At 70.5% G+C, this 25,015-nt stretch carries 23 protein-coding genes; 8 read left to right on the plus strand and 15 right to left on the minus strand.

All coding sequences use genetic code 11. From position 1 onward, the window contains the following. Nucleotides 1-23 precede the first annotated feature (23 nt). From OG289_RS32330 to OG289_RS32350, 5 genes are all read right to left on the minus strand, one after another. Complete coding sequence (locus OG289_RS32330; protein ID WP_327317578.1) at nucleotides 24-2,363, minus strand: ABC transporter permease; 2,340 nt, start codon at nucleotides 2,361-2,363, stop codon at nucleotides 24-26. Further along, entirely contained in the window at nucleotides 2,360-3,049 is a 690-nt protein-coding gene (locus OG289_RS32335; RefSeq protein WP_327317579.1) for an ABC transporter ATP-binding protein, read from the minus strand. Before OG289_RS32335 ends, OG289_RS32330 begins: the two co-directional genes overlap by 4 nt. Further along, nucleotides 3,046-3,570: a PadR family transcriptional regulator gene (locus OG289_RS32340; RefSeq protein ID WP_327317580.1), complete on the minus strand. Its 525-nt coding sequence runs from the start codon at nucleotides 3,568-3,570 to the stop codon at nucleotides 3,046-3,048. Before OG289_RS32340 ends, OG289_RS32335 begins: the two co-directional genes overlap by 4 nt. Before the next feature lie 200 nt (nucleotides 3,571-3,770). Beyond that, nucleotides 3,771-4,031 (minus strand): hypothetical protein, encoded by a 261-nt coding sequence (locus OG289_RS32345; protein WP_327317581.1) that lies wholly within the window; start codon nucleotides 4,029-4,031, stop codon nucleotides 3,771-3,773. Further along, the gene (locus tag OG289_RS32350; protein WP_327320872.1) at nucleotides 4,028-4,921 is read right to left on the minus strand and encodes an SPFH domain-containing protein; all 894 of its coding nucleotides are present in this window, start codon (nucleotides 4,919-4,921) and stop codon (nucleotides 4,028-4,030) included. Before OG289_RS32350 ends, OG289_RS32345 begins: the two co-directional genes overlap by 4 nt. 374 nt (nucleotides 4,922-5,295) lie before the next feature. Here OG289_RS32350 and OG289_RS32355 point away from each other — a divergent pair, with 374 nt between their 5' ends. Next, nucleotides 5,296-7,758, plus strand: coding sequence for a transglycosylase domain-containing protein (locus tag OG289_RS32355; protein WP_327317582.1), 2,463 nt, complete (start codon nucleotides 5,296-5,298; stop codon nucleotides 7,756-7,758). Nucleotides 7,759-7,891: 133 nt separating this feature from the next. Here the strand turns inward: OG289_RS32355 and OG289_RS32360 are convergent, their stop codons facing one another. From OG289_RS32360 to OG289_RS32370, 3 genes are all read right to left on the minus strand, one after another. Continuing rightward, the gene (locus OG289_RS32360) at nucleotides 7,892-10,054 is read right to left on the minus strand and encodes a SpoIIE family protein phosphatase (RefSeq protein ID WP_327317583.1); all 2,163 of its coding nucleotides are present in this window, start codon (nucleotides 10,052-10,054) and stop codon (nucleotides 7,892-7,894) included. Between the two features lie 316 nt (nucleotides 10,055-10,370). Further along, nucleotides 10,371-11,063: a cytidylyl-2-hydroxypropylphosphonate hydrolase gene (gene fomD, locus OG289_RS32365; RefSeq protein WP_327317584.1), complete on the minus strand. Its 693-nt coding sequence runs from the start codon at nucleotides 11,061-11,063 to the stop codon at nucleotides 10,371-10,373. A 73-nt stretch (nucleotides 11,064-11,136) separates the two neighbouring features. Beyond that, nucleotides 11,137-12,522 carry a class II fumarate hydratase gene (locus OG289_RS32370; protein WP_327320873.1) on the minus strand — a complete coding sequence of 462 codons (1,386 nt, stop codon included), beginning with the start codon at nucleotides 12,520-12,522 and terminating at the stop codon, nucleotides 11,137-11,139. A 143-nt stretch (nucleotides 12,523-12,665) separates the two neighbouring features. Here OG289_RS32370 and OG289_RS32375 point away from each other — a divergent pair, with 143 nt between their 5' ends. Further along, nucleotides 12,666-13,187: a SigE family RNA polymerase sigma factor gene (locus OG289_RS32375; RefSeq protein WP_327317585.1), complete on the plus strand. Its 522-nt coding sequence runs from the start codon at nucleotides 12,666-12,668 to the stop codon at nucleotides 13,185-13,187. Between the two features lie 62 nt (nucleotides 13,188-13,249). After that, nucleotides 13,250-13,693, plus strand: coding sequence for a hypothetical protein (locus OG289_RS32380; RefSeq protein WP_327317586.1), 444 nt, complete (start codon nucleotides 13,250-13,252; stop codon nucleotides 13,691-13,693). A 74-nt stretch (nucleotides 13,694-13,767) separates the two neighbouring features. On the opposite strand, the gene OG289_RS32385 is transcribed toward OG289_RS32380, so the two are convergent. Further along, nucleotides 13,768-15,435, minus strand: coding sequence for a fumarate hydratase (locus OG289_RS32385; protein WP_327317587.1), 1,668 nt, complete (start codon nucleotides 15,433-15,435; stop codon nucleotides 13,768-13,770). Nucleotides 15,436-15,580: 145 nt separating this feature from the next. On the opposite strand from OG289_RS32385, the gene OG289_RS32390 reads away from it, so the two are divergent. Both OG289_RS32390 and OG289_RS32395 read left to right on the plus strand, forming a co-directional pair. Next, a complete protein-coding gene (locus OG289_RS32390; protein ID WP_327317588.1) occupies nucleotides 15,581-16,267 on the plus strand; it encodes a DUF1707 SHOCT-like domain-containing protein in 687 nt (228 codons plus the stop codon). A gap of 130 nt (nucleotides 16,268-16,397) precedes the next feature. Continuing rightward, entirely contained in the window at nucleotides 16,398-16,775 is a 378-nt protein-coding gene (locus OG289_RS32395) for a WhiB family transcriptional regulator (protein ID WP_327317589.1), read from the plus strand. 78 nt (nucleotides 16,776-16,853) lie between these two features. On the opposite strand, the gene glpX is transcribed toward OG289_RS32395, so the two are convergent. Beyond that, the gene (gene glpX, locus OG289_RS32400) at nucleotides 16,854-17,888 is read right to left on the minus strand and encodes a class II fructose-bisphosphatase (protein ID WP_327317590.1); all 1,035 of its coding nucleotides are present in this window, start codon (nucleotides 17,886-17,888) and stop codon (nucleotides 16,854-16,856) included. Nucleotides 17,889-18,019: 131 nt separating this feature from the next. Here glpX and OG289_RS32405 point away from each other — a divergent pair, with 131 nt between their 5' ends. Continuing rightward, nucleotides 18,020-18,544, plus strand: a complete 525-nt coding sequence (locus OG289_RS32405; RefSeq protein ID WP_327317591.1) for a DUF4245 domain-containing protein — start codon at nucleotides 18,020-18,022, stop codon at nucleotides 18,542-18,544. Between the two features lie 81 nt (nucleotides 18,545-18,625). On the opposite strand, the gene OG289_RS32410 is transcribed toward OG289_RS32405, so the two are convergent. From OG289_RS32410 to xseA, 4 genes are all read right to left on the minus strand, one after another. Further along, nucleotides 18,626-19,843 (minus strand): IS30 family transposase, encoded by a 1,218-nt coding sequence (locus tag OG289_RS32410; protein WP_442818889.1) that lies wholly within the window; start codon nucleotides 19,841-19,843, stop codon nucleotides 18,626-18,628. Nucleotides 19,844-19,937: 94 nt separating this feature from the next. Further along, nucleotides 19,938-20,528 carry a malonic semialdehyde reductase gene (locus OG289_RS32415; RefSeq protein ID WP_327317592.1) on the minus strand — a complete coding sequence of 197 codons (591 nt, stop codon included), beginning with the start codon at nucleotides 20,526-20,528 and terminating at the stop codon, nucleotides 19,938-19,940. Between the two features lie 147 nt (nucleotides 20,529-20,675). Then, nucleotides 20,676-20,903 carry an exodeoxyribonuclease VII small subunit gene (locus OG289_RS32420; protein ID WP_327317593.1) on the minus strand — a complete coding sequence of 76 codons (228 nt, stop codon included), beginning with the start codon at nucleotides 20,901-20,903 and terminating at the stop codon, nucleotides 20,676-20,678. Nucleotides 20,904-21,094: 191 nt separating this feature from the next. Continuing rightward, nucleotides 21,095-22,309 carry an exodeoxyribonuclease VII large subunit gene (gene xseA / locus OG289_RS32425; RefSeq protein WP_327317594.1) on the minus strand — a complete coding sequence of 405 codons (1,215 nt, stop codon included), beginning with the start codon at nucleotides 22,307-22,309 and terminating at the stop codon, nucleotides 21,095-21,097. 190 nt (nucleotides 22,310-22,499) lie between these two features. Between xseA and OG289_RS32430 the strand changes: the two genes are divergently transcribed. Further along, a complete protein-coding gene (locus OG289_RS32430; protein ID WP_327317595.1) occupies nucleotides 22,500-23,528 on the plus strand; it encodes a 4-hydroxy-3-methylbut-2-enyl diphosphate reductase in 1,029 nt (342 codons plus the stop codon). A 29-nt stretch (nucleotides 23,529-23,557) separates the two neighbouring features. Continuing rightward, a complete protein-coding gene (gene ppgK / locus OG289_RS32435; RefSeq protein WP_327317596.1) occupies nucleotides 23,558-24,304 on the plus strand; it encodes a polyphosphate--glucose phosphotransferase in 747 nt (248 codons plus the stop codon). Between the two features lie 82 nt (nucleotides 24,305-24,386). Here the strand turns inward: ppgK and OG289_RS32440 are convergent, their stop codons facing one another. Further along, complete coding sequence (locus OG289_RS32440) at nucleotides 24,387-24,776, minus strand: DUF6542 domain-containing protein (RefSeq protein WP_442818984.1); 390 nt, start codon at nucleotides 24,774-24,776, stop codon at nucleotides 24,387-24,389. Nucleotides 24,777-25,015: the final 239 nt, after the last annotated feature.

The following is a 25,015-nucleotide window of genomic DNA, read 5'->3' on the forward strand; positions in this document are numbered from 1 at the left end:
GGGACCGTGTGCTCACTCCGTGCTCACTCCGTGCGCAGACCGTCCGGCCGCAGCAGCCGCATCAGCGGCGGCAGGCTCAGCAGCGTCACCAGCAGGACGACCGCCGCGCCGCAGCCGGTCATCGCCAGCACGCTGCCCCAGTCCACGCCCACGGGTGTGGACGTCATCTTCAGCAGCACGGCGCCCAGCGTGAGCCCCACCGTCAGGGCCAGCAACAGGCCCAGCGCGATCGGGATCGCCGTCTGCCACAGCACCGACAGGCCCAGGGTGCGCCGCCGGGTGCCGAAGGCGACCAGGGACGACAGCAGTTTCTTGCGCTCGCGCAGCTGCTCCAGCTGCGAGACCAGCAGGCTCGCCCCGATCAGCAGCAGCACACAGGCGGAGCCGACGAGGAGCCCGGTGCGGATGGAAGTGAACTTCTCGTCCTGCTTCATGGACGACCAGTTCATCGGGTTGGCCAGCGGATCCACCTGGAACGCCGTGTTACGGGCGTACTCGTACGCGTCGGGCACGGACTCGTCGATCGAGAGGTACAGCTCACCGCTGACCATCTTCTCGGCCGCCTTGGGCAGCGCGCTCGGCGTCATCAGGAAGCCGCCGCGCTCCCAGTCGACCAGCCCCTTGACGGACTGGGCCTTGGTGATGCCCGCGGGCACGGTCCAGACGGCCTCCTGGTTGCCCTCGGGGGAGGACTGCTGGAGGTACAGCTCCTTGCCGGGCTTGTTCAGCTTCGGCCCGTCGGCGGAGTACTCGTCGCCGTCGAGAACGAACATGTCGCCGTCCTTGCACGAGGGCAGCTTCGCCACCTCGCGCAGGGCCGAGCAGTCGCCCACGGTCAGCTCGGTGATCATGTTCGGCCCGTTCTCGGTGTTCCAGGAGGCATCGCCCAGGTAGCCCTCCCACAGGGCCGTGACCTTGCTGACGGCCTTGGTGCCGGCGAACTTCTGGGCGGTCGCGGCCAGCGGGACGCCGTCCGGCACCCGGACCTGCATCTGCGCCCGGGTGACGTCCTGGCCGGTGGGCTTGGAGTAGTCGCCGTCCACGCCCGCGAACAGCATCTGCAGCGCGATCGCCCCGGCCACCGCCACCGCGATGCCGTTGACCATCCGGGCCGCCGTGCCGCTGCTCAACTGCAGCCGCCGTACGGCCAGTTGCCAGGCTACGCCACCCGAGCCGAGCCGGGCGACGACCGTCTCCACGAGCCACGGCAGCAGCGCGGTGATGCCCACGAGGAGCAGCAGGACGCCACCGGTCACCAGGTACTGGTTGAAGTCCCCGTTCTCGCGGCCCTGTCCGATCATCGGGTAGAGCATCGCGAGGCCGGCCACCGGCATCAGCAGCCGCCACCACAGCCGGCGCCGGGTGGGCTTGGCCGTGCGCACCACGCCGAGGGGTTCGATCACCACTCCGCGCAGCGCGAAGAGGGTGACCAGGACGGCGGCCGTCGGCACCGCCAGCGCGACCAGCGCGGCCAGCGCGAGGGAGGGGTTGAGGTCGCTGGGCCACACGCTCATGCCCATCACCTCGACCTTGCCCGCCGCCTGCCGGCCGATCAGGAAGAAGACCGTGCCGAGGACGAGGCCCAGCAGCGAGCCGGCCATCGCCTCGCCCGCCGCGATGCGCCGGGTCATCCGGCCGTCGGAACCGATCAGTCTGAGGGCGGCGAGCCTGCGGTCGCGCCGCTCACCGCCGAACCGCACGGCCGCGGCGATGAACACGGCCACCGGCATCAGCAGCACCACGATGATGACGAGGACCAGCAGGACCAGCACCGGGTCGGTCTTCTCGTGCGTCGGGTTCGGGTTCCCGAACTCCTTCAGCCGGGTCACCCCTCCGCCGTTGACATGCTTGGCGAGCCCGGAGGCGCCCGTGTAGTAGGCGAGCTCCTGGGAGCCGATCAGCCCGCTCTCCCCGATGGTCCCGACGATCCGGTACGGCACCCGCTCCCGCAGCAGCGCCGAACCGTCGGCGGCGAGCAGCTTCTTCAACGCGGGCGAGACCACCATGTCGCCCTTGGCCGGGAACCGGCTCACGCCGGGCGGCAGCGGGGCGCTCGCTCCTTCCGGCTCCAGCAGCCGGCCGCGGACGTCCTTGTCGCGGAACTCCGTGTCGGCCTGCGCGATCAACAGGGTGTCGTCGGCCTTGGCCGGCTGCGAGTCGCCGAACGGCCAGTCCAGCCGGGCCTGTTCACGGTCGTGGCGTACCGCGAGCACGCTCGGCACCGCCGTCGTCAGCAGCAGGACCGCCACGCCGAGCCCGACGCCCACCGCCGTCAGCACGGCCCGGACCCAGCCCTCCCGTCCGCCGGCGAAGGCGAACCGGACCCCCATGCCCAGGTCTCTGGACCACTGACCCAGGTTCATACGACCCGCTCCATGTCCCGCGACTTCCCGTCCCGTACGACGATCTCGCGGTCGGAGTAGGCGGCCACCCGGGCCTCGTGCGTGACGAGGACGACGGCCGCGTTTGCCGTCCGGGCGGCCTCGGTGAGCAGCTCCATCACGCGCTCGCCGTTGAGCGAGTCCAGCGCGCCGGTCGGCTCGTCGGCGAACACCATCCGCGGACTGGTGACCAGCGAGCGCGCGACGGCCACCCGCTGTCCCTGCCCGCCGGACACCTCGCCGGGCCGCTTCTTGCCGAGGTCGTCGACCTCCAGCCGCTCCATCCAGCCCAGCGCGGTGCGCTCGGCCTGCTTGCGCGGGGTGCCGTTCAGCCGCAGCGGCAGCGCCACGTTCTCCACGCAGGTCAGTTCCGGCACGAGCTGCCCGAACTGGAACACGAACCCGAACTCCGAGCGCCGCAGCTGACTGCGCTGGGCGTCGCTCATCGTCGCGAGGTCACGGCCGTCGTACATGATCGAACCCGAGTCGGGCGTCACGATGCCGGCGAGGCAGTGCAGCAGCGTCGACTTGCCGGACCCGGACGGGCCCATCACGGCGACGACCTCGCCGGGGTGGATGGAGAACTCGGCGCCGTCCAGCGCCATGGTCGGGCCGTACGCCTTCTTCAGGTTCTCGGCGACGAGCAGGGATCCCCCGGGAGCGTTCACGCAGTCACCGCCGCCTTCAGCTTGTCGAGGCGCGCGGCGGCCAGCTCCAGCCAGCGCAGGTCGGCCTCGAGATGGAACAGGGCGTGGTCGCAGATCAGCTGGTCGGCGAGGTCGCCCTTGCGCTTGCGGTCCGTGAGGATGCGCATGCTGCGCAGGTGCTCGGACCGCTGGGTGTCGAGGATGTCGGCCGCGTCGCGCTGGGTGAGCAGCGCGAGGACGACCTTGGTGTACAGCGTGGACTGAAGGTACGGCTCGGGCTTCTCGGGCGTGGCGAGCCAGCGCTCGACGTCGGTGATACCGGCGTCGGTGATCGCGTACCGCTTGCGCTCGGGACCACCGCCGGCCTCGATGCCGTCGACCTCGACGAGCCCGTTCTTCAACAGACGCGACATCGTCGAGTAGACCTGGCCGTAGTGCAGCGGCCGGTCGTGACCGAACTTCTCGTCGAAGGCCCGCTTGAGGTCGTAACCGTGGCGGGGCCCGGACTCCAGGAGTCCCAGGAGGGTGTGACCGATGGACATGAGGAGGACTGTACATGCGGTGTATACCCGGTGTGTATACGTGGAGTGCACAGGTGGCGGCGGGCGGTGCGGGTGCGCAGGTGAGGGGCTATTGTCACCGTTCTGCTACAGGCGAGGTTGTTGGCGTCTCGGCCCGTCCGGCGTTCGAGGGCGAGGTTGTTGGTGTCTCAGCCCCGTCCGGCGTTCGAGGGCGAGTCCGTTCAGGCCGGCGGGGGTCTGGGGGCGGAGCCCCCAGGGGGGCGCCCGCGGCGGGGCAGGGGCCCGGTGTCGCCGGGCAGCCGCCCCGCTTCCTTCAAGGCCCGCCGCAGCAGGAACTCGATCTGCGCGTTGGCGGACCGCAGGTCGTCCCCGGCCCACCGGGCCAACGCCTCGTACACGGCGGGGTCCAGCCGCAGCAGCACCTGCTTGCGCTGCTGCTGCGGCCGACGCCGAGGGGCCTGGCCCTCTTCGGGTGAGGTCACTGGTAGAGCGTTCCGGTGTTCAGGACAGGCTGGGGCGCCCGGTCCCCGCACAGCACCACCATCAGGTTGGACACCATCGCCGCCTTCCGCTCCTCGTCCAGTTCCACGATGCCCTGCTCGGCGATCCGGCTGAGCGCCGCCTCGACCATCCCCACGGCCCCGTCCACGATCTCCCGCCGCGCCGCGACCACGGCGCCCGCCTGCTGCCGCTGGAGCATCGCCGAGGCGATCTCGGGAGCGTACGCGAGGTGGGTGAAACGGGACTCGATGATCCGCACGCCGGCCGGCTCCACGCGCGCGTGCAGCTCTATGGCGAGCTTCTCGGTGATTTCCTCGGCGTTGCCGCGCAGCGAGAGCCCGTCCTCGTCGTGCGAGTCGTAGGGGTACTCGATGGCGATGTGCCGGACGGCCGCCTCTGTCTGGGTGGCGACGAACTCCAGGAAGTCGTCCACCTCGAAGCTGGCCTGCGCGGTGTCCTGCACGTTCCACACCACGACCGCGGCGAGCTCGATCGGGTTGCCGTAGGCGTCGTTGACCTTCAGGACGGCCGTCTCGTGATTGCGGACCCGGGTGGAGATCTTCTCGCGGGAGGTGAAGGGGTTCACCCAGCGCAGCCCGTCCTCCCGGATGGTGCCCCGGTAGCGGCCGAAGAGCTGCACCACGCGGGCCTCGCCCGGCGCCACCGTGTTCAGCCCGCACATCGCGAGGAACGCGGCGAGGGCGACCAGGATGCCGCCGGTGATCAGCGCGGCCTTGAGGCCGGTCGCGGTCACGGCGGTGGCCGCGGCGATCATCCCGCCGCCGGCCAGCAGCCCGACCAGCCCGAGCAGCAGCGCGAGCCCGCCGCCCACGCTCTGCGCGGCGAACTCCTGCACGCGCGGGGCGGGCATCTCGGGTGCGTCGACGGCTTCGGCGGCGGCTTCGCCGGTGGCCGAGGGGCCGGGGGCGGAGGTGGATGCGGTCATGGCGGGTCCCCGTTCTCTTTCGTCTTCTTCTTCGTCGGCTCGTCAGCCGATTCAGTTATCGGCTGCCTATCTAAGTGATATCACTTTAGCGGGTCGCGGCAACCCTGTGACCCTCTCGTACGTCGAATCGGTGGGGACGTTCTGCCGGTTCCGCCGGGCGGGGTGCTGATTCTCACGCCCTCCGAAGACCGGACCGGGAGCGCCTCGTCATAGAGAGCGGTGTTAGCTTTCTGAGCTGACCTGCCCCTGCCCACGGGCACTGGTGTGACTGCCGAGTAGGAAGCGGAGCGAGCGGACTCATGGGACGAGCGGAAGAGAGACGAGCGCGACAGCGCGGTGGCCGCCGCGCGGCGCCCAGGAACCGCTCGACGGAGACGGAGTCGGTGGCACCCCCCTCAGCGGGGACCGCCACCGAGACCATCCCCGAGACCGGGTCCGCGACCGGGGGGCGCGCGGCGGCCCGCAGGGCGGCGGCTGCAGGCGCCAAGAAGGGCGGCAGGGGCGCCAAGGGCGAGGCGGGTGCCGGCAAGAAGGACAAGAAGGACAAGAGCTTCATACGCAGGCTCTTCACCTGGAAGAAGATCCTCGGCACCTTCCTCGTCCTGACCGTCGCCGTCATCGGCGCGTTCGTCTGGCTGTACGTGAGCACGCCGATCCCCAAGGGCAACCCCGACGCCGACCTGCAGAGCAACGTCTACAAGTACGGCAACGGCGCGATCCTCGCCCGCGACGGTGACGTCAACCGGGAGAACGTCGAACTGGCCACGATCCCCGAGCCGGTCCAGCACACCTTCGTCGCCGCCGAGAACAAGACCTTCTACACCGACGCCGGCGTCGACCTCAGGGGCACCGCCCGCGGTGTCCTCAACACGCTCATGGGCAAGGGCGCGCAGGGCGGTTCGACGATCACCCAGCAGTACGTCAAGAACTACTACCTGACCCAGGAACAGACCGTCACGCGCAAGCTGAAGGAACTGGTCATCTCCCTGAAGCTGGACCGGGAGAAGGACAAGAACTACATCCTGGCCGGCTACATCAACACCAGCTACTACGGCCGCGGCGCCTACGGCATACAGGCCGCCGCCCAGGCCTACTACCGCGTCGACGCCGACAAGCTCACCGTCGAGCAGGGCGCCTACCTCGCCGCGCTGCTCCAGGCGCCCAGCCAGTACGACTGGGCCGCCGCCTCCGACACCGGCAAGCGCCTGGTCCAGGCCCGCTGGAACTACGTCCTCGACAACATGGTCGAGCAGGACTGGCTCGACAAGTCCAAGCGCGAGGCCATGAAGTTCCCGATCCCCAAGGACCCCAAGGCCGCCCCCGGCAAGGAGGGCCAGGTCGGCTACCTGGTCGACGCGGCCAACGCCGAACTGGCCCGGCAGCTCGTCGCCCAGGGCGCCGCCGACGACCTCGAGTCGGCCACCGCCCTGGTCCGCAAGGGCGGCTGGAACATCGAGCTCAACATCGACAAGACCAAGCAGAAGGCGCTGGAGACGGCGGTCAAGGAACAGCTGACCAGCAAGCTGGACAAGAAGAAGCGCCCCGTCGACGGCGACGTCCAGGCCGGCGCGGTGTCGGTGAACCCGAAGACCGGCGCGGTCGAGGCGATGTACGGCGGCACCAGCTACACCGACCACTTCCTCAACAACGCCACCCGCACCGACTACCAGCCCGCCTCCACCTTCAAGCCGGTGATCCTCGCCGCGGCCTTCGACGAGAACGCCGTGACGCAGAAGGACGACAAGATCACCGCCAACACGATCTACGACGGCACCAGCAAGCGCCCGGTCGTCGGCAGCGACATCGGCTTCGCCCCGGAGAACGAGGACGACCAGGACTACGGCCCCGTCACCGTCCAGACGGCGCTGAACAAGTCCATCAACTCCGTCTTCGCGCAGATGGGCGTGGACGTCGGCATGGACAAGGTGCTGAAGGTCGCCGACCAGCTCGGCATGGACACCAAGGACCTCAAGGCGGTGCCGGCCCAGACCCTCGGCACCATGGGCGCGAGCCCCCTGCAGATGGCCGCCGTCTACGCCACCCTCGACAACCACGGCAAGAAGGTCACCCCGGCGCTCATCAAGTCGGCGGAGAACAGCCTCCACCCGACGTTCAAGCTCACCCCGGCCATCGGCGGGCAGGTCATCGACCGCGAGGCCGCCGACTCGGTCACCTCGGTGCTCACCGGCGTGGTCGACGACGGTACGGCCAGGAAGTCCGTGCGGGACAACCCGATGCGCAAGGGGCAGAAGGTCGCGGGCAAGACGGGTACCTCCGACAACAACAAGTCGGCCTGGTTCACGGGCTACACCCCCGACCTGGTCACCTCGGTCGGCCTGTTCGGCGAGTCCGCGAAGGCCCCGCACCCCCAGGTCCCGCTGACCGGCGCGACGACGGGCCTGACCACGGTCGACGGCCGGATCAACGGCGGTGGCTTCCCGGCGCAGATATGGGCGGCGTACACCTTCGGCGTCTCCACCAAGGTCAGCAAGTTCGACCTGGAGACCGACCAGGGTGCGGCGGTCCAGACGGCCTCCCCGTCGCCGACCTCCTCTCCGTCGCCGAGTTCGTCCCCGTCCTCGTCTCCGTCGCCGAGTTCGTCCCCGTCCTCGTCGCCGAAGCCGAGTTCGTCCCCGTCCTCGTCGCCGAAGCCGAGTTCGTCCCCGCCCAGCTCGCCGACAGGCGGCACGACGACGCCCCCGTCCACGGAGACCCCGTCGACGGATCCCGCGAACCCCTTGAATCCGCAGAACGGCCAGTAGCGCCACGACATGACGGAAGAGGGCGCCCGGTGATGATCACCGGGCGCCCTCTCCGACCTCGGGGGCGCGGGGCCGTACCCATGTGCGGCCCCGCCGCGTGGGCGCGACCAGCCACAACCGGGCCGCAGTCGAACTACGACCGGTTCAACTCGAACCACACAACCTTGCCGGTACTCAACCGCGTAGCGCCCCACCTACGGGCAAGCCGATTTACCAGATACAGCCCACGCCCGCCTTCATCGGTCGCCCGAGCCTGCCGAAGCCTGGGCAACTGGGGGACGTCGTCCCCGACCTCGCACCGCAGCACGTCGGTGCGTAGCAGCCGCAGCGTGACCGGCCGTGTCGCATACCGCACCGCGTTGGTGACGACCTCACTCACCAGCAGCTCGACCGAGTCGGTCATGTCCTCCAGACCCCAGCGGGACAGCGCCCGCCGGGCCAGCCGGCGGGCCCGGCCGGGAGCCGCGTCCTCCGGTTCCAGGAACCAGTACGCCACGTCGCTCGGCGCGATCCCGTCGAACCGGGCGGCGAGCAGCGCGATGTCGTCGTCCCGGTCGCCGGGACCGAGCATGTCGAGCACCTCGTCGCACAGGGCCTCGAGGGGCGGCGGATGATCGGGCCCGGTCAGCTGGGCGGTCGCGGCGAGCTTCTCGCGCAGCTGCTCTATGCCCGTCGCCACGTCCCGCAGCCGGGACTCGACCAGCCCGTCGGTGTACAGCAGCAGCGTCGCCCCCGCCGGGGCGTCGAGCTCGACCGCCTCGAAGTCCACCCCGCCGACCCCGATCGGCGCGCCCGGCGGCACCCGCAGCACCTCGGCCCGGCCGCCCAGATGCAGCAGGACGGGCGGCGGGTGGCCCGCGTTGGCGATCGTGATGCGATGCGACACCGGGTCGTAGACGGCGTACAGGCAGGTCGCCATGCGGTCGGTGCCCAGCCGCTGGGCCTGCTCGTCGAGGTGGTGCAGGACCTCCTGCGGGGGCAGGTCGAGCCCGGCCAGCGTCTGGGCCGTCGTCCGCAGCTGACCCATGATGGCCGCCGACGTCATGGAGTGGCCCATGACGTCGCCCACCACCAGCGCCACCCGGCTGCCGGGCAGCGGGATGGCGTCGTACCAGTCGCCGCCGACCCGCGCCGTCTCCGCCGCGGGCAGGTACCGGGACGCCAGCCGGACGCCCGTGCAGCGCGGCAGGGTCTCCGGCAGCATCGTGCGCTGCAACTCGTCGGCGATGTACGCCTCACGGTCGTACAGCACCGCCTTGTCGATGCCGAGCGCGCTGTGCGTGGCGAGCTGGGCGGCCACCAGCAGGTCGTCGTTCTCGAACGGGATACGTTCCGGACGGCGCAGGAAGACCGCGGCGCCGATCACCCGGCGCCGGCCGCGCAACGGGGCCAGGATCGCCCGCTGGCCGCCCGGGACGACCAATGTGCTGTCCTCGCCCAGGAGTTCGGGCAGCGCGGCGCGCGCGGCCGGATTGTCGGCGAACACCGGACGCACCCCGCGCAGCACCTCCGCCAGCGCCCCGCCGGGCCGCACCTCGCACAGCTCCACGACCGCCGCCGACAGCTCGGCGGTCAGCTCCGCCGGCTCCGGCGGCGGCAGCGCCAGCGCCGCGAAGCCCGTCTCGGTGTCCCGCTCCTCGGGGATGCGGTCGGTGCGGCGCAGCCGCAGCATGATGCGGTCCGCCGCGGGCCGCTCGTCGCCGACGGGCAGCGGGTCGCGCAGATAGACGAGGATCGCGTCGGAGAAGGTCGGCACGGTGGCCCGGCACAGCCCCATCACGATCTCGTCGAGGTCCAGTCCGCGGGCGATCCGCCGGGTCGCGGCGCCCACGAAGCGCAGCCGGTCCCCGTCCCGCCGCATCGGCGTGGGCCGACCGGGCGCCACCGTCCCTCCTCCGCGCCGGTCCTGCCCGCCGGAAGCCCGCTCGGTGAGCGCGTCCGCGCCCGGCTGGGCCGGGATGGACTCGGGCACGGGGCGCGGCCGGTGGGTGTCGGGCTCGGCGGACCCCGAAGGCTGGGAGTGCTCGGTGTCGGCGGACCCCGAAGGCTGGGAGTGCTCGGTGTCGGCGGAGGAACCGGTCTCCGCCCCGGTTGCGTCCTTGCCCGCGGATCCCTGGCCGTTCTGGCCGCCCATGTTGCCCTTTCCACCCTTGCCGCACGGCGTCGTCGTACCCGAGGCGTCCGGTGGTAAGGCGGGCGGGGCCTGTGCGGGCTCCGGGGTATGCAGCAGTGCCCCACGAGGGTCCGTGGGGTCGACGCCCTGGGGGCGTTCGTAGGAGATGGGCTGCTCCGTCACGCGTGTCGAATCCGTCCGTCCGGGGCTGCGCGCCGCGCGCGCAGTTGGTCCCGCAGGAAACCCGATACCCGGAATACGTGTCCCCGGAACGGAATTCCCGCGTGGTCAGAGGTTGTTCCTGTGCCACCGGTGGACCGCGCGCGACCCTGGGGGCCGACGACGAACCTCCCGCCGGTGTTGCCCTCGTGCCCCTCGCTCACGTCCTGCCGCCCCTCGGTGACGTTCGGTCAGACCCGGCATCTGCTCCGGGAGTTACTGCCAGCGTGCCTTGCGGAGGACGATCCTACGTTTGTTGCCCGGGGGCGCATCAAGGGTCTCATGTGGACATGTGCGCGGGAGTACGGTCCCAGTCCTCCGGCAGCAACGGTACGGCCCAGGACGGATCCGGGCGCCAGGTCTGCCAACCCTCGTCGAACGGCGACCCCCAGGCGCCGATCACCTCCACCGCACGGCGGCCCGCCTCCCGCACCTGTTCGGCGACCGTGGCGTCCATCAGTCCGTCCTGCTGCGCCTGCGCGAACTCGTCCTCGTCGCGCCAGCCCCAACTGCGATCCGGGTAGACACAGATGTCCAGGAAGTGGTCCTCCGAGTCCACCCCGCCGGCCCAACGGACCAGCGGCAGCTCAAGATTGACGTACCAGTTCTTGAACTGCCAGCCCGGCTCCCAGAACAGCCACACCGACCAGGGCTCGCCAGGCCGGGCCAGCTTCAGCACACCGGTGCCGAACCAGCGGTCGCGCTGCACGGTCCGCGGCTTGGTGTACCGGGTGTGCAGCGGCTCCTGGTGCAGCGGGGTGCCGTCCGCCAGCACGGGCCGCACGCACTCCGTGCCCGGCGCCATCCACACGGCGAGCACGTCCTCGTCGTCCCGCACGACGGTGACCGGACGGGCGATGTGGAAGCGCGCTCCGCCGTTCTCCCGGTAGCGCCACAGGATCCGGTCCCCGGACTCCCAGAAGGCCGCCGCACCGCCCGTTCCCACGCGTCTCACCGCTCCGCCGTCTGCCATGCACAGATATTAGGTGCCATGGCCATACGACGCTGCGGCGCGCGTCACGGTTCTCGCGCCGGGGCACGAAAGGTTACGGGTGCGTCATCCGCAGGACATCCAGGGCCTCGTCGAGCTGCTGGAGCGTCAGATCACCGCGCTCCACATACCCTCCTTCGAGGACGGTCTGCCGGATCGTCTTCCGCTCCGCGAGGGCCTTCTTGGCGACCTTCGCGGCCTCCTCGTACCCGATGTACCTGTTCAGCGGCGTGACCACGGACGGCGAGGACTCGGCGTACTCGCGGGCGCGTTCGCGGTGCGCGACGATCCCGTCGACCGTCCGGTCCGCCAGCAGCCGTGAGACGTTGGCGAGCAGCCGGACCGACTCCAGGACGTTCTTGGCGATCACCGGCAGCATGACGTTGAGCTCGAAGTTGCCGGCCGCGCCGGCGGTGGCGACCGTGGCGTCATTGCCGACGACCTGCGCGGCGACCATGAGCACCGCCTCCGGGATCACCGGGTTGACCTTGCCGGGCATGATCGAGGAGCCGGGCTGGAGGTCCGGCAGACTGATCTCGGCCAGTCCGGTGCGCGGCCCCGAGGCCATCCACCGCAGATCGTTGGCGATCTTCGTCAGCCCGACCGCGATGGTACGCAGCTGCCCGCTGGTCTCGACGATCCCGTCCCGCGCGCCCTGCGCCTCGAAGTGGTCGCGCGCCTCGGTCAGCGGCAGTCCGGTGACCCGGGCGACCTCCTCGATGACGGCGGCGGCGAATCCGGGCGGCGTGTTGATCCCGGTGCCGACGGCGGTGCCGCCCAGCGGCAGCTCGGCGAGCCGGGGGAGGGAGGCGTGCAGCCGCTCGACGCCGTACCGCACCTGGGCGGCGTACCCGCCGAACTCCTGGCCCAGGGTGACGGGCGTGGCGTCCATCAGATGCGTCCGCCCCGACTTCACCACGTCGGCGAACTCCTCCGACTTGCGCTCCAGGGAAGCCGCCAGATGTTCCAGGGCCGGGATCAGGTCCCGGGTGACGGCGGCGGTGGCCGCGATGTGGATCGACGACGGGAAGACGTCGTTGGAGGACTGCGACGCGTTGACGTGGTCGTTGGGGTGCACCTCCCGCCCCAGCCGCTCACCGGCCAGCGTGGCGATGACCTCGTTGGTGTTCATGTTGGACGAGGTTCCCGAGCCGGTCTGGAACACGTCGACCGGGAAGTGCTCGTCCCACCTGCCCTCGGCCGCCTCCCCGGCCGCCTCCTGAATCGCCTCGGCGATCTCCTTGTCGAGCACTCCGAGTTCGGCGTTCACCTTGGCGGCGGCACCCTTGATCCGGGCCAGCGCCTCGATGTGCGCGCGCTCGATGCGTTGCCCGGAGACGGGGAAGTTCTCGACGGCGCGCTGCGTCTGGGCCCGCCACTTGGCGTGCGCGGGGACGCGGACCTCGCCCATGGAGTCGTGCTCGATGCGGTAGTCGCTCATGCCCGGTACAGCGATCGGGACGGCACGGTTGTTCCGCACCTCACCCGAACGTGTGGCGGCGATGTGACCCAGGTCTCAGCGCGGCCGTGCAGCAGTCGAGGGCGTGTTCACGTCGAGGACGGGTGACAGGAAGGGAGGAGCGTGTGGAGACGGACTTCCATGAGTTCGTGGCCGCTCGATCGGCCGCGTTATTCAGGGGCGCACTCGTCCTCACGGGAGACCGTGAGGCGGCGGAGGACCTGGTCCAGGAGACCCTGGAGAAGGCCTGCCGCAAGTGGCGCACCATCGCCGCGAAGGACGCTCCGGACGCCTACGTCCGGCGGATCATGGTGAACCTGGCCAACGACCGCTGGCGGAGATTCCGCCGACTGACCACGACTCACCACCCCGAAGGCGGCGACACCGTCGCCCCAAGGGACGAGTACGGGCAGGTCGACAGCAGGGACCAGTTGGTGCGCGCGTTGCAGCAACTGCCCATGCGGATGCGGACCGTGGTGGTGCTGCGATACTTCGACGACCTCTCGGACGGCGAGATAGCGGCCGACCTCGGCATCACGCCGAGTACGGTCCGCTCCCAGCTGGCCCGGGGCATCGAGAAGCTCAGAAGTCAGTTCCCCGCGCTCTCCGGCCCTTCACCGCGGCGGCACACGGAAGGAATCCGATGACCTCGTACGGCGATGCACGGCCTTCCGGCCGCACACCTTTCGAAGAGGAACTGACCACCGCCATGAACCGATTCGCGAACTCCGCCGAGACCCCCGACTTCGACGCGCCGCAGATCCTGCGCCGCACCCGTCGCCGTCGGACCATCGGCATCGCCGCCGTCGCCGCCGCCCTCATCGCGGCGGGCGGCGGGACGGCCCTGGCCACCTCGGTCGCGAGCAACAGCGGCAGCTCGACCCCGGCGGCGACCGGCACGGTCGTCAAGAACGACGACGCCACCACCCTGCTCTACGTCTTCGGCGACGGTACGACCACGCGGCTCCCCCTCGCGGGCCTCAGCCTGGACATGGCCAAGCCGGTGCTCGAGAAGACGCAGACGAAACTCGGCACCGTCACCAAGAAGGCCGTCAAGGGCTGCAAGCCGACCTCGGTGCTCGAGGTGACCCCGCACGCCCCGAAGACCATCAAGCCGGGCGACACGGTCGACTTCACCATCTGCGTCGGCTGACCGGGCCCTGACCTGACGACGACGCCCGCCCCTGCGTCAATCAGGGGCGGGCGTCCGTCACAGGATCACACGCATCACACCAGACCCGGACCCCGCACCGGAATCGACGTGAACGTCGGCGCGGGCGCCGGGTCCTTGAAGAAGTCGTTGCCCTTGTCGTCGACGACGACGAACGCCGGGAAGTCCTCGACCTCGATCTTCCAGACGGCCTCCATGCCGAGCTCCTCGTACTCGACGACCTCGACCTTCTTGATGCAGTCCTGGGCGAGCCGGGCGGCGGGGCCGCCGATGGAGCCGAGGTAGAAGCCGCCGTGGGTGCCGCAGGCGTCGGTGACCTGCTGCGAGCGGTTGCCCTTCGCCAGCATCACCTTGGAACCGCCCGCCGCCTGGAACTGCTCCACGTAGGAGTCCATCCGGCCGGCGGTCGTCGGCCCGAAGGAACCGGAGGCGTAGCCCTCGGGGGTCTTGGCCGGGCCCGCGTAGTACACCGGGTGGTCCTTCAGGTACTGCGGCATCTCCTCGCCCGCGTCAAGGCGCTCCTTGATCTTGGCGTGCGCGATGTCACGGGCCACGACCAGCGGACCGGAGAGCGAGAGCCGGGTCTTCACCGGGTACTTGGTCAGCTCGGCGAGGATGTCGTCCATCGGCTGGTTCAGGTCGATGCGGACGACGTCGGAGGACTCGTCGAGGTGCTCGTCGGTCGTGTCCGGCAGGAAGCGCGCCGGGTCCGTCTCCAGCTGCTCCAGGAAGACGCCCTCGGCGGTGATCTTCGCGACGGCCTGACGGTCGGCGGAGCAGGACACGGCGATGGCGACCGGGCAGGACGCGCCGTGCCGCGGCAGACGCACCACGCGCACGTCGTGGCAGAAGTACTTGCCGCCGAACTGCGCGCCGATCCCGATCTTCTGCGTCAGCTCGAAGACCTTCTCCTCCAGCTCCTTGTCCCGGAAGCCGTGCCCGAGCGGCGAACCCTCGGCCGGGATCTCGTCCAGGTAGTGCGCGGAGGCGTACTTCGCGGTCTTCAGCGCGTACTCGGCCGACGTGCCGCCGACGACGATCGCCAGGTGGTACGGCGGGCAGGCGGCCGTGCCCAGCGAACGGATCTTCTCCTCCAGGAACTTCATCATGGAGGCCTCGTTCAGGACGGCCTTCGTCTCCTGGTAGAGGAACGACTTGTTGGCCGAGCCGCCGCCCTTGGCCATGAACAGGAACTTGTACGCGCCGCCGTCGGTCGCGTACAGCTCGATCTGTGCCGGGAGGTTGGAGCCGGTGTTCTTCTCGTCCCACATGGTGAGCGGGGCCATCTGCGAGTAGCGCAGGTTGAGGTTCAGGTACGCGTCGTAGATGCCGCGCGAGAGGGCCGCCTCGTCGCCGCCCTCCGTGAGGACGTTCTGCCCGCGCTTGCCCATGACGATCGCCGTGCCGGTGTCCTGGCACATGGGGAGCACCCCGGCGGCCGCGATGTTCGCGTTCTTCAGCAGGTCCAGCGCGACGAACTTGTCGTTGCCGGAGGCCTCGGGGTCGTCGATGATGCGACGCAGCTGCGCGAGGTGGGCCGGGCGCAGGTAGTGCTGGATGTCGTGGATCGCCTCCTCGGCGAGCTTGCGCAGCGCCTCCGGGTCCACCTTGAGGAACGTCCGTCCGTCGGCCTCGAAGGTGGAGACACCCTCGGAGGTCACCAGCCGGTAGGGGGTGGTGTCCTCTCCCAGCGGGAGCAGATCGGTGTACTCGAACTCAGGCATCTCGCCCATTCCTCACTCGACAGACGGCGGCCCGCCGACGCCGGCGGGCGTCCACCAGCGTAGAACCTGCGGCTGACAGCGAGCTTGTGAGGTAAGGCTCAGTTCGGGGGTATCGCGATCTATCGTGTGTGGGTACCCTGCTGTCGTGGACCTTCAGAAGCAGACCGCCGCACCCACGCCGGCCGCCGAGTTGCGCGCCTCCGACGCCGACCGTGACCGTATCGCCGACATGCTGCGCGAGGCGCTCGCGGAGGGCCGGCTGACCGCCGACGAGCACGCCGAGCGCGTCGAGGGCGTACTGGCCGCCAAGACGGTCGGCGAGCTGGAGGTGTTCGTCCGGGATCTGCCCGCGGCGCACGAGCGGCGCGCGGCCCCCGCGTCCGCCCCCAGCCGGCCCACCGCCGGCGCGATCCCCGCCGACCCCGACGACAACGTCGTCGCGGTCTTCAGCAGCGCCGTCCGCAGGGGCCGCTGGCGCGCGGGCCGTCGTATCCACGCGTACGCGGTCTTCGGCAGCGTCGAGATCGACCTCACCGAGGCGCTCTTCGAGTACCAGCAGGTCGTGATCAAGGCGTTCTCGGTCTTCGGCAGCGTCGAGGTCCGGGTCCCGGAGAACGTGTCGCTGCGCGGCACGGGCGGCGCGGTGCTCGGCAGCTTCGAGGTGGACGCGCTCGACTCCCCCCAGTCCGACGCGCCGGTGGTCTATGTCGACGGGTGGGCGGTACTGGGCAGCATCGAAGGCCGGCCGAAGCGGGGCAAGCTCGTCGCCGACATTCTCGATCGGGTTCAGCACAAGGTCGACAAGGGTTTGCGCAAACACCTGGACCGTTGACGGTCGTGAACTCGCCATCGTCGACGGCGGAGGGTCCGGCGGTTGTGAACCCTGTGCATAGGCGCGCGCACAGCGGGTAGGCCTTGCTGCATCGTCTCTCGCTCGCGAAGCCGTCGTCAGGAGTAGACCCGTGCTGCAACCGCCGCATTCGTCCCTGCAGGTCGCTGCTGTCCCGGCCCAGCGGGTACCAGCGCCCGACAGGGACCAAGACGCTCCCTGGCATACCGAGGCGGTGTGCCGGCGCGACGAGGCAGGCCTGTTCTTCGCCCCCTCCAAGGAGCCCACAGCCGCCCGGCTCTCCCGCGAGCAAGCCGCGAAGCGCGTCTGTGCGCGCTGCCCCGTCATGGTGGAGTGTCGCGAACACGCCCTCCTGCAACCCGAGCCCTACGGCGTCTGGGGCGGCCTCACCGCCGCCGAACGCCGAGTGGTCCTCGCCCGACGCCGCCGCCGTGACGTGGAGCTGAAGAAGGCGGCACGGACAGCGGGCCGCATAGCGCAGGCGGGCTAGCCACCCCGGAAGAAGCGAGGGGCGCCCCCTCCGCACCGGGGGCGCCCCGCTTCTCTGCTTCTCCCACTCCGTGGGCGGCTACTTGGCCCGATCGAAGTCCACGGCGCTGTAAGCCCGCAGCTTGCTCAGCCGGTGCTCGGAGTCGATCCGCCGCACCGTCCCGGACTTCGACCGCATCACGATCGAGTCGGTGGTCGCGGTCTCCGACCGGTACCGAACCCCCCGCAGCAGCTCACCGTCGGTGATCCCGGTGGCGACGAAGAACACGTTCTCGCCGGTCACCAGGTCCTCGGTGGTCAGCACCCGGTCGAGATCGTGCCCGGCGTCGACCGCCCGCTGCCGCTCCTCGTCGTCCTTGGGCCACAGCTTGCCCTGGATGACTCCGCCCAGGCACTTCACGGCGCAGGCCGAGATGATGCCCTCGGGGGTGCCGCCGATGCCGAGCAGCAGGTCGATGCCGGTGCCCTCGCGCAGGGCGAGGATCGAGCCGGCGACGTCACCGTCGGAGATCAGCTTGATGCGCGCGCCGGTCTGCCGGATCTCCTCGATGATGCCCGCGTGCCGCGGCCGGTCCAGGATGACGACGGTGACGTCCTCCGGGGTGGCCCGCTTGGCCTTGGCGACCCGGCGGATGTTGACCTCGACGGGCGCGTTGATGTCGACGAACTCGGCGGCCTCCGGGCCGGTGACCAGCTTGTCCATGTAGAACACGGCGGAGGGGTCGAACATCGCGCCGCGCTCGGTGGCCGCGAGGACGGCGATCGCGTTCGGCATGCCCTTGGCCGTCAGCGTGGTGCCGTCGATCGGGTCGACCGCGATGTCGACCTCGGGCCCGGTCCCGTCACCGACGCGCTCGCCGTTGAAGAGCATCGGGGCCTCGTCCTTCTCGCCCTCGCCGATGACGACCACGCCGTTCATCGACACGGTGGAGACGAGGGTCCGCATGGCGCGCACCGCGGCACCGTCCGCGCCGTTCTTGTCGCCGCGTCCCACCCAGCGGCCCGCGGCCATGGCGGCGGCTTCGGTCACCCGGACCAGTTCCAGGGCGAGGTTGCGGTCGGGGGCTTCGGAGGGGACATCGAGTTCGGACGGCAAGTGATGATGCTCGGTCATCGGAGCGCACCTTTCTGACTGATACGACGACGGCCGGATGAGGGTTCGAGCCCCGACTCTATCGTCAGTCCGACAAAATGAGCAGGGGACCCCACGGATGAGCGCGTCGGGCACCTGCGACGATAGAGGGCGTGGCAGGTTCGAACGGCAAGCAGAAGACGGCCCGGGACATGATCCTCTCCCTGGGTCTGATCATGATCGCGGCGTGGGTCATATACCTCTTCATTCCCCACGATGACCGCGCTCCGGACGTCAAGCGAGTCGACTACCGTGTCGAGCTCCTCACGGCGCGCCGCGCGGCGTCGTACCCGGTGGCCGCGCCCGAAGGCCTGCCCGACACGTGGAAGGCGACCTCGGTGCGCTTCCAGGGCGCCGACTTCGACGCCTGGCACCTCGGTTTCCACGCCCCCGACGGGGAGTACGTGACGATCGAACAGTCCACTCAGAAGCGCTCGCAGTTCATCGACGAGGCCAGCCAGGGCTCGACCGCGACCAAGGTCACCGAGCAGATCGGCGGCCGCACCTGGACCCGCTACACCGGCGGCCGCTACGACGCGCTCGTCCTGCAGGACGCCGGCGGCTCGACCACGGTGGTGGCGGGCACGGGATCCTTCGAGCAGCTGTCGACGATGGCCGGGGCGCTGAAGCTGGCGTGAGCGCCTGACCGTACGACTACGAGTGAGGCCCCCGGCGTCATGGCGGTTTCTAGGGGTCGTTGCAACACGTGGTCGTGTTGATCAGGCCGCGAGCAGTTTATGCAGGCGCTCGGCCGGGGTTTCCCAGCCGAGCGTTTTGCGTGGGCGGCCGTTGAGCTCGGCGGCGACGGCGTCCAGGCGTTCGCGGGTGTGGACCGCGAGGTCGGTGCCCTTGGGGAAGTACTGCCGCAGCAGGCCGTTGGTGTTCTCGTTCGAGCCGCGCTGCCAGGGGCTGGCCGGGTCGCAGAAGTAGACCGGGATGTCGGTGGCCAGGGTGAAGGAGCCGTGGGCGGCCATCTCGGTGCCCTGGTCCCAGGTCAGTGACCGCACCAGGTGGGCGGGCAGGGTCCGGGCGGTTTCGACCAGGGCGTCGCGGACATGTTCGGCGGTTCGGCCGTGGGGCAGGTGCAGCAGCACCACGTAGCGGGTGGCGCGCTCGACCAGCGTGCCGATGGCGGAGGCACCGTCCTTGCCGATGATCAGGTCGCCTTCCCAGTGGCCGGGCACGGCCCGGTCCTCGGCTTCGGCGGGCCGTTCGCTGATCATGACCATCGGGGTGGAGAACCGCGGCTGGCGCTGCTGGGCCTGGCGGCGGGGCTTGCGGCGGGTGCGGCCCGAGCGGAGGGCTTTGGCCAGTTCGCGGCGGAGTTCGCCGCGTCCTTGGACGAAGAGGGCCTGGTAGACCGTTTCGTGGACCACGTGCATCTCCGGCCGCCGGGGGAACTGTGCCCGCAGAGCCTGGCAGATCTGCTCCGGGCTCCACCGTATGTCCAGGTGGTCCTGGATGAAGTCCCGCAGCTGCGGGTGCTGGCCGATCTTGCCGGTTTTGGGCCGGGGCCGGCGGGAGTCGGCGCGGGCCTGGGCGGCGAAGGGGCGGTACTGGCCGTTGCCGGGGTGCCGGTTGCGGCGGATCTCCCGGCTGATGGTGGACGGGCTGCGACCCAGCTCGGCGGCGATCGTGCGGACCGTGGCCTTCTCCCGCAGCCGGTCGGCGATGTGGATCCGGTCGGCCTCACGCAGATACCGGGACGGACCGGGAGGCGGCGCCACCGCTTTGATCGGTGGCGCCGCCTTGTGCCTGCCCGACGGGTTGCGGCCGTTGCGCCACCGCTTGCCCGTCCGGGTATTGATCCCGACGCGTCGGCAGGCTTCCAAGCTGCTCAGGCCCTGGTCCATGAGCCGGAAGTATTCCTCCCGCTCACGGACCAGCTGCCTACGGCCTTGCGCCACCGTCCGCACCTTGCGGATCTCGAACTCCATCGCACCCCTTGAGCTGGGGTGTTGCGACGACTCCTAGAACCCAAGCATGATCGCCGGGGGCCTCACTCATGTCTCACGCGGGTGGCTCACACCGTCAGACGGTGGTGACGACCTCGTCGTACGCCAGACGCGGGGAACGCGGGTACCAGGCGCCCTCGCCCGGCTTGCCGATGTTGACGACCATCAGCGGGGTGTGGTCGTCGTCCAGGAACTCCTTGCGGACGCCCTCGAAGTCCACGCCGGTCATCGGGCCGGCGGCGAGACCCGCGGCGCGGACGCCGATGATGAAGTACGCGGCCTGGAGCGCGGCGTTCAGCGCGGCGGCGCCCTCACGGGCCGGACGCTCGCTGAAGAACAGGTCCTTGGCCTGCGGGAAGGACGGCAGCAGGGTCGGCAGCTCCTCGTGGAACTCGTTGTCCGCGGAGAGGATCGCGACCAGCGGGGCGGTGGCGGTCTTGGGCTGGTTGCCCTCGGCCATGTGCTTCACCAGGCGCTCGCGGGCCTCGGCGGACCGGACCAGGGTGATGCGCAGCGGGGTCTGGTTGAACGCCGTCGGGCCGTACTTGACGAGGTCGTAGATCGCCTGGACCTGCTCGTCGGTCACCGGCTCGTCGGTGAAGGTGTTCGCGGTGCGGGCCTCGCGGAACAGCAGGTCCTGGGCGGCGGCGTCAAGAGCGAGAGACATGCGTGAACTTCCTTGGGTGGCGTCCGGATCCGGTACCGGACCGTGGTCCGGATCGGCTGACGACATCGAAGGTACGCGAGAGATGTTCAAGGTTCAACAAAGAGCGGGGTGTGGTGATCCGCTTCACAGTCGGCCACGCCGGACGGGTCACTCGTCCGCTTTGTCTTCCCCCTCCTCCTCGGCCAGCGCCGCGTCCAGCCGCGCCCGCGCACCCTCCAGCCAGCGCCGGCACACCCTGGCCAGTTCCTCGCCGCGCTCCCAGAGGGCGAGGGACTCCTCCAGCGTCGTACCCCCCGCCTCCAGGCGGCGTACGACCTCGATCAGCTCGTCGCGGGCCTGCTCGTACCCGAGCGCCTCGTCCGTCCTGCTCGTCATGCACTCATTCCCAGTCGTCGTTTCCCGGCTGTCGTTCTCCTGGCCGCCATTCACCGGCCGCCATTCATCGGCTGTCGTTCGCCGGCCGCCATTCATCGGCTGTCGTTCGCCGGCCGCCATTCATCGGCTGTCGTTCACCGGCAGTCATTCACCGGACGCCATCCACCGGCCCGCCCTTCACCGGCCGTCGTTCACTCGCCGTCGACCCGGCTCACGGTGAACTCGCCCTCGGCGACCCGTGCGCGCAGCACCTCGTCGGCCGTCACCTCGCCCGGATTCCGGACCACGTGCCCGTCCGTCCGCTGCAGCACCGCGTACCCCCGCTTCAGCGTCGCGGCCGGCGAGAGGGCCACCACGCGTGCGTGCGTGTGCGTCAGCTCGGAGTCGGCGCGGTCCAGGAGGTGGCCGACCGTGCGCCGGGTCCGGTCGACGAGCGAGGCGACGTGATCGGCCCGCTCGTCGATCATCCGGTGCGGATCCTGTATCGCGGGCCGCGCGAGCGCGTGGGTCAGCCCGCGCTCCTCCCGCTCCACGAACGCCTCCACGCACCGCCGCGCCCGCCCGCGCAGCATCCGCACCCGCTCCAGCTCCTCGCCGACGTCCGGTACGACCTTCTTCGCGGCGTCGGTCGGCGTCGAGGCGCGCAGGTCGGCCACATGGTCGAGGAGCGGGTTGTCCGGCTCGTGCCCGATCGCCGAGACGACCGGCGTACGGCAGGCCGCGACCGCCCGCACCAGCTGTTCGTCCGAGAAGGGCAGCAGGTCCTCGACGCTGCCGCCCCCGCGCGCCACGATGATCACGTCCACGTCGTCGAGCGCGTCGAGCTCCTTGACGGCCTGCACGACCTGCGTCACCGCGTGCACGCCCTGGACGGCGACGTTGCGCACCTCGAAGCGGACGGCGGGCCAGCGGTGCCGGGCGTTCTCCAGGACGTCCCGCTCGGCCGCGGAGGCCCGCCCGCACACCAGCCCGATGAGCTGCGGCAGGAAGGGCAGCGGCTTCTTCCGCGCGGGGGCGAAGAGGCCTTCCGCGGCCAGGGACTTCTTCAACTGCTCCAGCCGCGCCAGCAGTTCCCCGACGCCCACGGGCCGTATCTCCACGGCCCGCAGCGACAACTGCCCGCGCGGCGCGTACCACTCCGGCTTCGCGTGGACGACGACCCGCGCGCCCTCCCCGACGACGTCCGCGACCGCGTCGAAGACCTGCCGGTAGCAGGTCACGCCCACGGAGATGTCGTGCGACGGATCCCGCAGCGTCAGAAACACCACGCCCGCACCCGGACGCCGCGACAACTGGGTGATCTGCCCCTCGACCCACACCGCGCCGAGCCGGTCGATCCAGCTCCCGATGAGCCGCGAGACCTCGCCGACGGGCAGCGGGGCGTCCGCGGACGTGTTCACAGCCATGCGCCCGAGAGTAACGGCCGCCACCGACAATCAGGCGTCAGCATCTCAGCCCGTCTTGGGGCCCCCGCTCGAGCGAAGCCGAGAGCGGGGGAGTTTGAGGACGGGCCCTTTCGGGGCCGAAGCGGGGGTCCGGGGGCGGCAGCCCCCAGCTACGCCAACGGTGACCGGACACGGCCTTACGATGGGACGCATGACTGCTTCGCCTGGCCGCCGCCGTGTCCTGCTCGCCGCTCCCCGGGGCTACTGCGCGGGCGTCGACCGTGCCGTGATCGCCGTCGAGAAGGCTCTGGAGCAGTACGGGGCCCCGGTCTACGTCCGCCACGAGATCGTCCACAACAAGTACGTCGTGCAGACCCTGGAGAACAAGGGCGCCATCTTCGTCGAGCGGACGGAGGAGGTCCCGCCGGGCAACATCGTCATGTTCTCCGCGCACGGCGTCGCCCCCGTCGTCCACGAGGAGGCCGCGCGCGGGCGCCTCGCCACCATCGACGCGACCTGCCCGCTGGTCACCAAGGTCCACAAGGAAGCCGTCCGCTTCGCCCAGGACGACTACGACATCCTCCTGATCGGCCACGAGGGCCACGAGGAGGTCATCGGCACCTCCGGAGAGGCCCCCGAGCACATCCAGCTCGTCGACGGCCCCGAGGATGTCGCCAAGGTCGAGGTCCGCGACCCGTCGAAGATCGTGTGGCTCTCCCAGACCACCCTCTCGGTCGACGAGACGATGGAGACCGTCGACGCCCTGAAGGAGAAGTTCCCGCAGCTCATCTCGCCGCCCAGCGACGACATCTGCTACGCCACGCAGAACCGTCAGCTCGCGGTGAAGCAGATGGGCGCGGAGGCGGAGCTGGTGATCGTGGTCGGCTCCCGCAACTCCTCCAACTCCAAGCGGCTCGTCGAGGTCGCCAAGCTCGCCGGCTCCCGCGAGGCCTACCTGGTGGACTTCGCGAGCGAGATCGACGAGGCCTGGCTGGAGGACGTGACGACGGTGGGCGTCACCTCCGGCGCCTCCGTCCCGGAGGTCCTCGTCGAGGAGGTCCTGGCCTGGCTCGCCGAGCGTGGGTACGGGGACGTCGAGCTCGTCAAGGCGGCCGAGGAACACATCACGTTCTCGCTGCCCAAGGAACTCCGGCGTGACCTGCGCGACGAGGCGGCGGCGCTGGTCGCGGAGCGTGGCGGAAGCGGTGCCGAGGGTTCCTCGGGGGCCGCGCCCGAGTGACTGTGAGTCGGTCGTCGTAACGTAGGGCCATGCAGATCTTCGGCGTGGACATCGGTGGATCCGGGATCAAGGGCGCCCCTGTGGACCTGGACAAGGGCGACCTGGCTCAGGAGCGCCTGAAAGTGCTCACTCCGCAACCGGCGACGCCCGAGGGTGTGGCCGACGGAGTGAAGCAGGTCGTGGAGCACTTCGGCTGGACCGGCCCCGTCGGTCTGACCTTCCCCGGCGTGGTCACCGGCGGCTCCACGATCCGTACGGCGGCCAACGTCGACAAGAGCTGGATCGACACGGACGCGCGCGCGTTGTTCAGCGACCGGCTGGGCGGCCTGCCCGTCACGGTGGTCAACGACGCGGACGCGGCGGGCGTCGCCGAAATGGCGTTCGGCGCCGGCCGCGACCGCAGCGGCACGGTGATCCTGCTGACGTTCGGCACGGGCATCGGCAGCGCCCTCTTCGCCGACGGCGTCCTCGTCCCCAACACCGAGCTCGGCCACCTGGAGCTGCACGGGCACGACGCCGAGAAGCGCGCCTCCAGCAAGGCCAAGGAGGACGGCGAGCTGACCTGGGAGCACTGGGCCCGCCGCGTCACGAAGTACCTCGCCCACGTCGAGATGCTCTTCTCGCCCGAGCTGTTCATCATCGGCGGCGGCGTCAGCCGGAAGTCCGACAGGTTCCTGCACCTCATCGAGGGCATCAAGGCGGAGATCGTCCCGGCGCAGTTGCAGAACAACGCGGGCATCGTGGGAGCGGCGATGCGGGCGGCGAAGGCCAACTGACGGGGTCGCTCCGCGACCGGATGCTCCAGCGCTCCAGCTCTCCAGTGCCGCGGAGATCGAGTCTGCCCGGGAGAACGGGTGGCTAGCGGCGGTTCGCGGTGTGTCGGCGGGCCGCCGCCCGGCGCAGTCCGCGGGTCAGGATGGTCAGGGCCGCCACGAGTGTCCCGCCGTACAGCCAGCCGACCTGTGTGGCGAGTGCCGTCACCAGCCCCATCAGCCGCTCCCCGAACACGTCTCCGCCCTCCGTCACGGGCAGGAGCCCCACGGCGAAGGCGATCGGCACGACCACGGGCGCGGTCAGCAGGTCGGCCCCGCGCACCCACAGGGCGGTCAGCAGGCACACCGGCAGGAACAGCACGCCGTACACCACCGGCGAGGCCCCGAACAGCACCTGGTCCAGGAATCCGACCCCGAACATCAGCGCCACGCTGAAGAGTCCCCCGCCCAGCCCGGTGAGCCGGGGGTTCGGCATCCGCCGCCCCGCGCGCACCAGAGGCGGCGCGGGCCTGCTTCGCCCGGCGGGGGCGGGACGAGAACCGCCGGAGGGACGGGCGACGGCCCGGGGAGCCCCCGAGGCCCCTGCGGCCCCGGCGACGGATCGGGCACGCCCACAGCCGCTCTTGACGTCTCCGCCGCTCTTGACGTCTCCGCCGTCGGATCGCCCGGCCCGCGCGGGCCCTGCTGCGGGGCGTGAGGCGTTGCGGTTTTGTT

The sequence above is a fragment of the Streptomyces sp. NBC_01235 genome, assembly GCF_035989285.1.
In the GTDB taxonomy this organism is placed as follows: Bacteria; Actinomycetota; Actinomycetes; order Streptomycetales; family Streptomycetaceae; genus Streptomyces.

Coding starts and splice junctions, on each gene's coding strand:
- OG289_RS32380 (WP_327317586.1), top strand. CDS start 13,250: ATGAACCGATTCGCGAACTCCGCCGAGACCCCCGACTTCGACGCGCCG.
- OG289_RS32330 (WP_327317578.1), bottom strand. CDS start 2,363: ATGAACCTGGGTCAGTGGTCCAGAGACCTGGGCATGGGGGTCCGGTTC.
- glpX (WP_327317590.1), bottom strand. CDS start 17,888: ATGACCGAGCATCATCACTTGCCGTCCGAACTCGATGTCCCCTCCGAA.
- xseA (WP_327317594.1), bottom strand. CDS start 22,309: ATGGCTGTGAACACGTCCGCGGACGCCCCGCTGCCCGTCGGCGAGGTC.
- OG289_RS32370 (WP_327320873.1), bottom strand. CDS start 12,522: ATGAGCGACTACCGCATCGAGCACGACTCCATGGGCGAGGTCCGCGTC.
- OG289_RS32430 (WP_327317595.1), top strand. CDS start 22,500: ATGACTGCTTCGCCTGGCCGCCGCCGTGTCCTGCTCGCCGCTCCCCGG.
- OG289_RS32420 (WP_327317593.1), bottom strand. CDS start 20,903: ATGACGAGCAGGACGGACGAGGCGCTCGGGTACGAGCAGGCCCGCGAC.
- OG289_RS32410 (WP_442818889.1), bottom strand. CDS start 19,843: ATGGAGTTCGAGATCCGCAAGGTGCGGACGGTGGCGCAAGGCCGTAGG.
- OG289_RS32350 (WP_327320872.1), bottom strand. CDS start 4,921: ATGCCCGCCCCGCGCGTGCAGGAGTTCGCCGCGCAGAGCGTGGGCGGC.
- OG289_RS32340 (WP_327317580.1), bottom strand. CDS start 3,570: ATGTCCATCGGTCACACCCTCCTGGGACTCCTGGAGTCCGGGCCCCGC.
- fomD (WP_327317584.1), bottom strand. CDS start 11,063: ATGGCAGACGGCGGAGCGGTGAGACGCGTGGGAACGGGCGGTGCGGCG.
- OG289_RS32385 (WP_327317587.1), bottom strand. CDS start 15,435: ATGCCTGAGTTCGAGTACACCGATCTGCTCCCGCTGGGAGAGGACACC.
- OG289_RS32440 (WP_442818984.1), bottom strand. CDS start 24,776: ATGCCGAACCCCCGGCTCACCGGGCTGGGCGGGGGACTCTTCAGCGTG.
- OG289_RS32355 (WP_327317582.1), top strand. CDS start 5,296: ATGGGACGAGCGGAAGAGAGACGAGCGCGACAGCGCGGTGGCCGCCGC.
- ppgK (WP_327317596.1), top strand. CDS start 23,558: ATGCAGATCTTCGGCGTGGACATCGGTGGATCCGGGATCAAGGGCGCC.
- OG289_RS32415 (WP_327317592.1), bottom strand. CDS start 20,528: ATGTCTCTCGCTCTTGACGCCGCCGCCCAGGACCTGCTGTTCCGCGAG.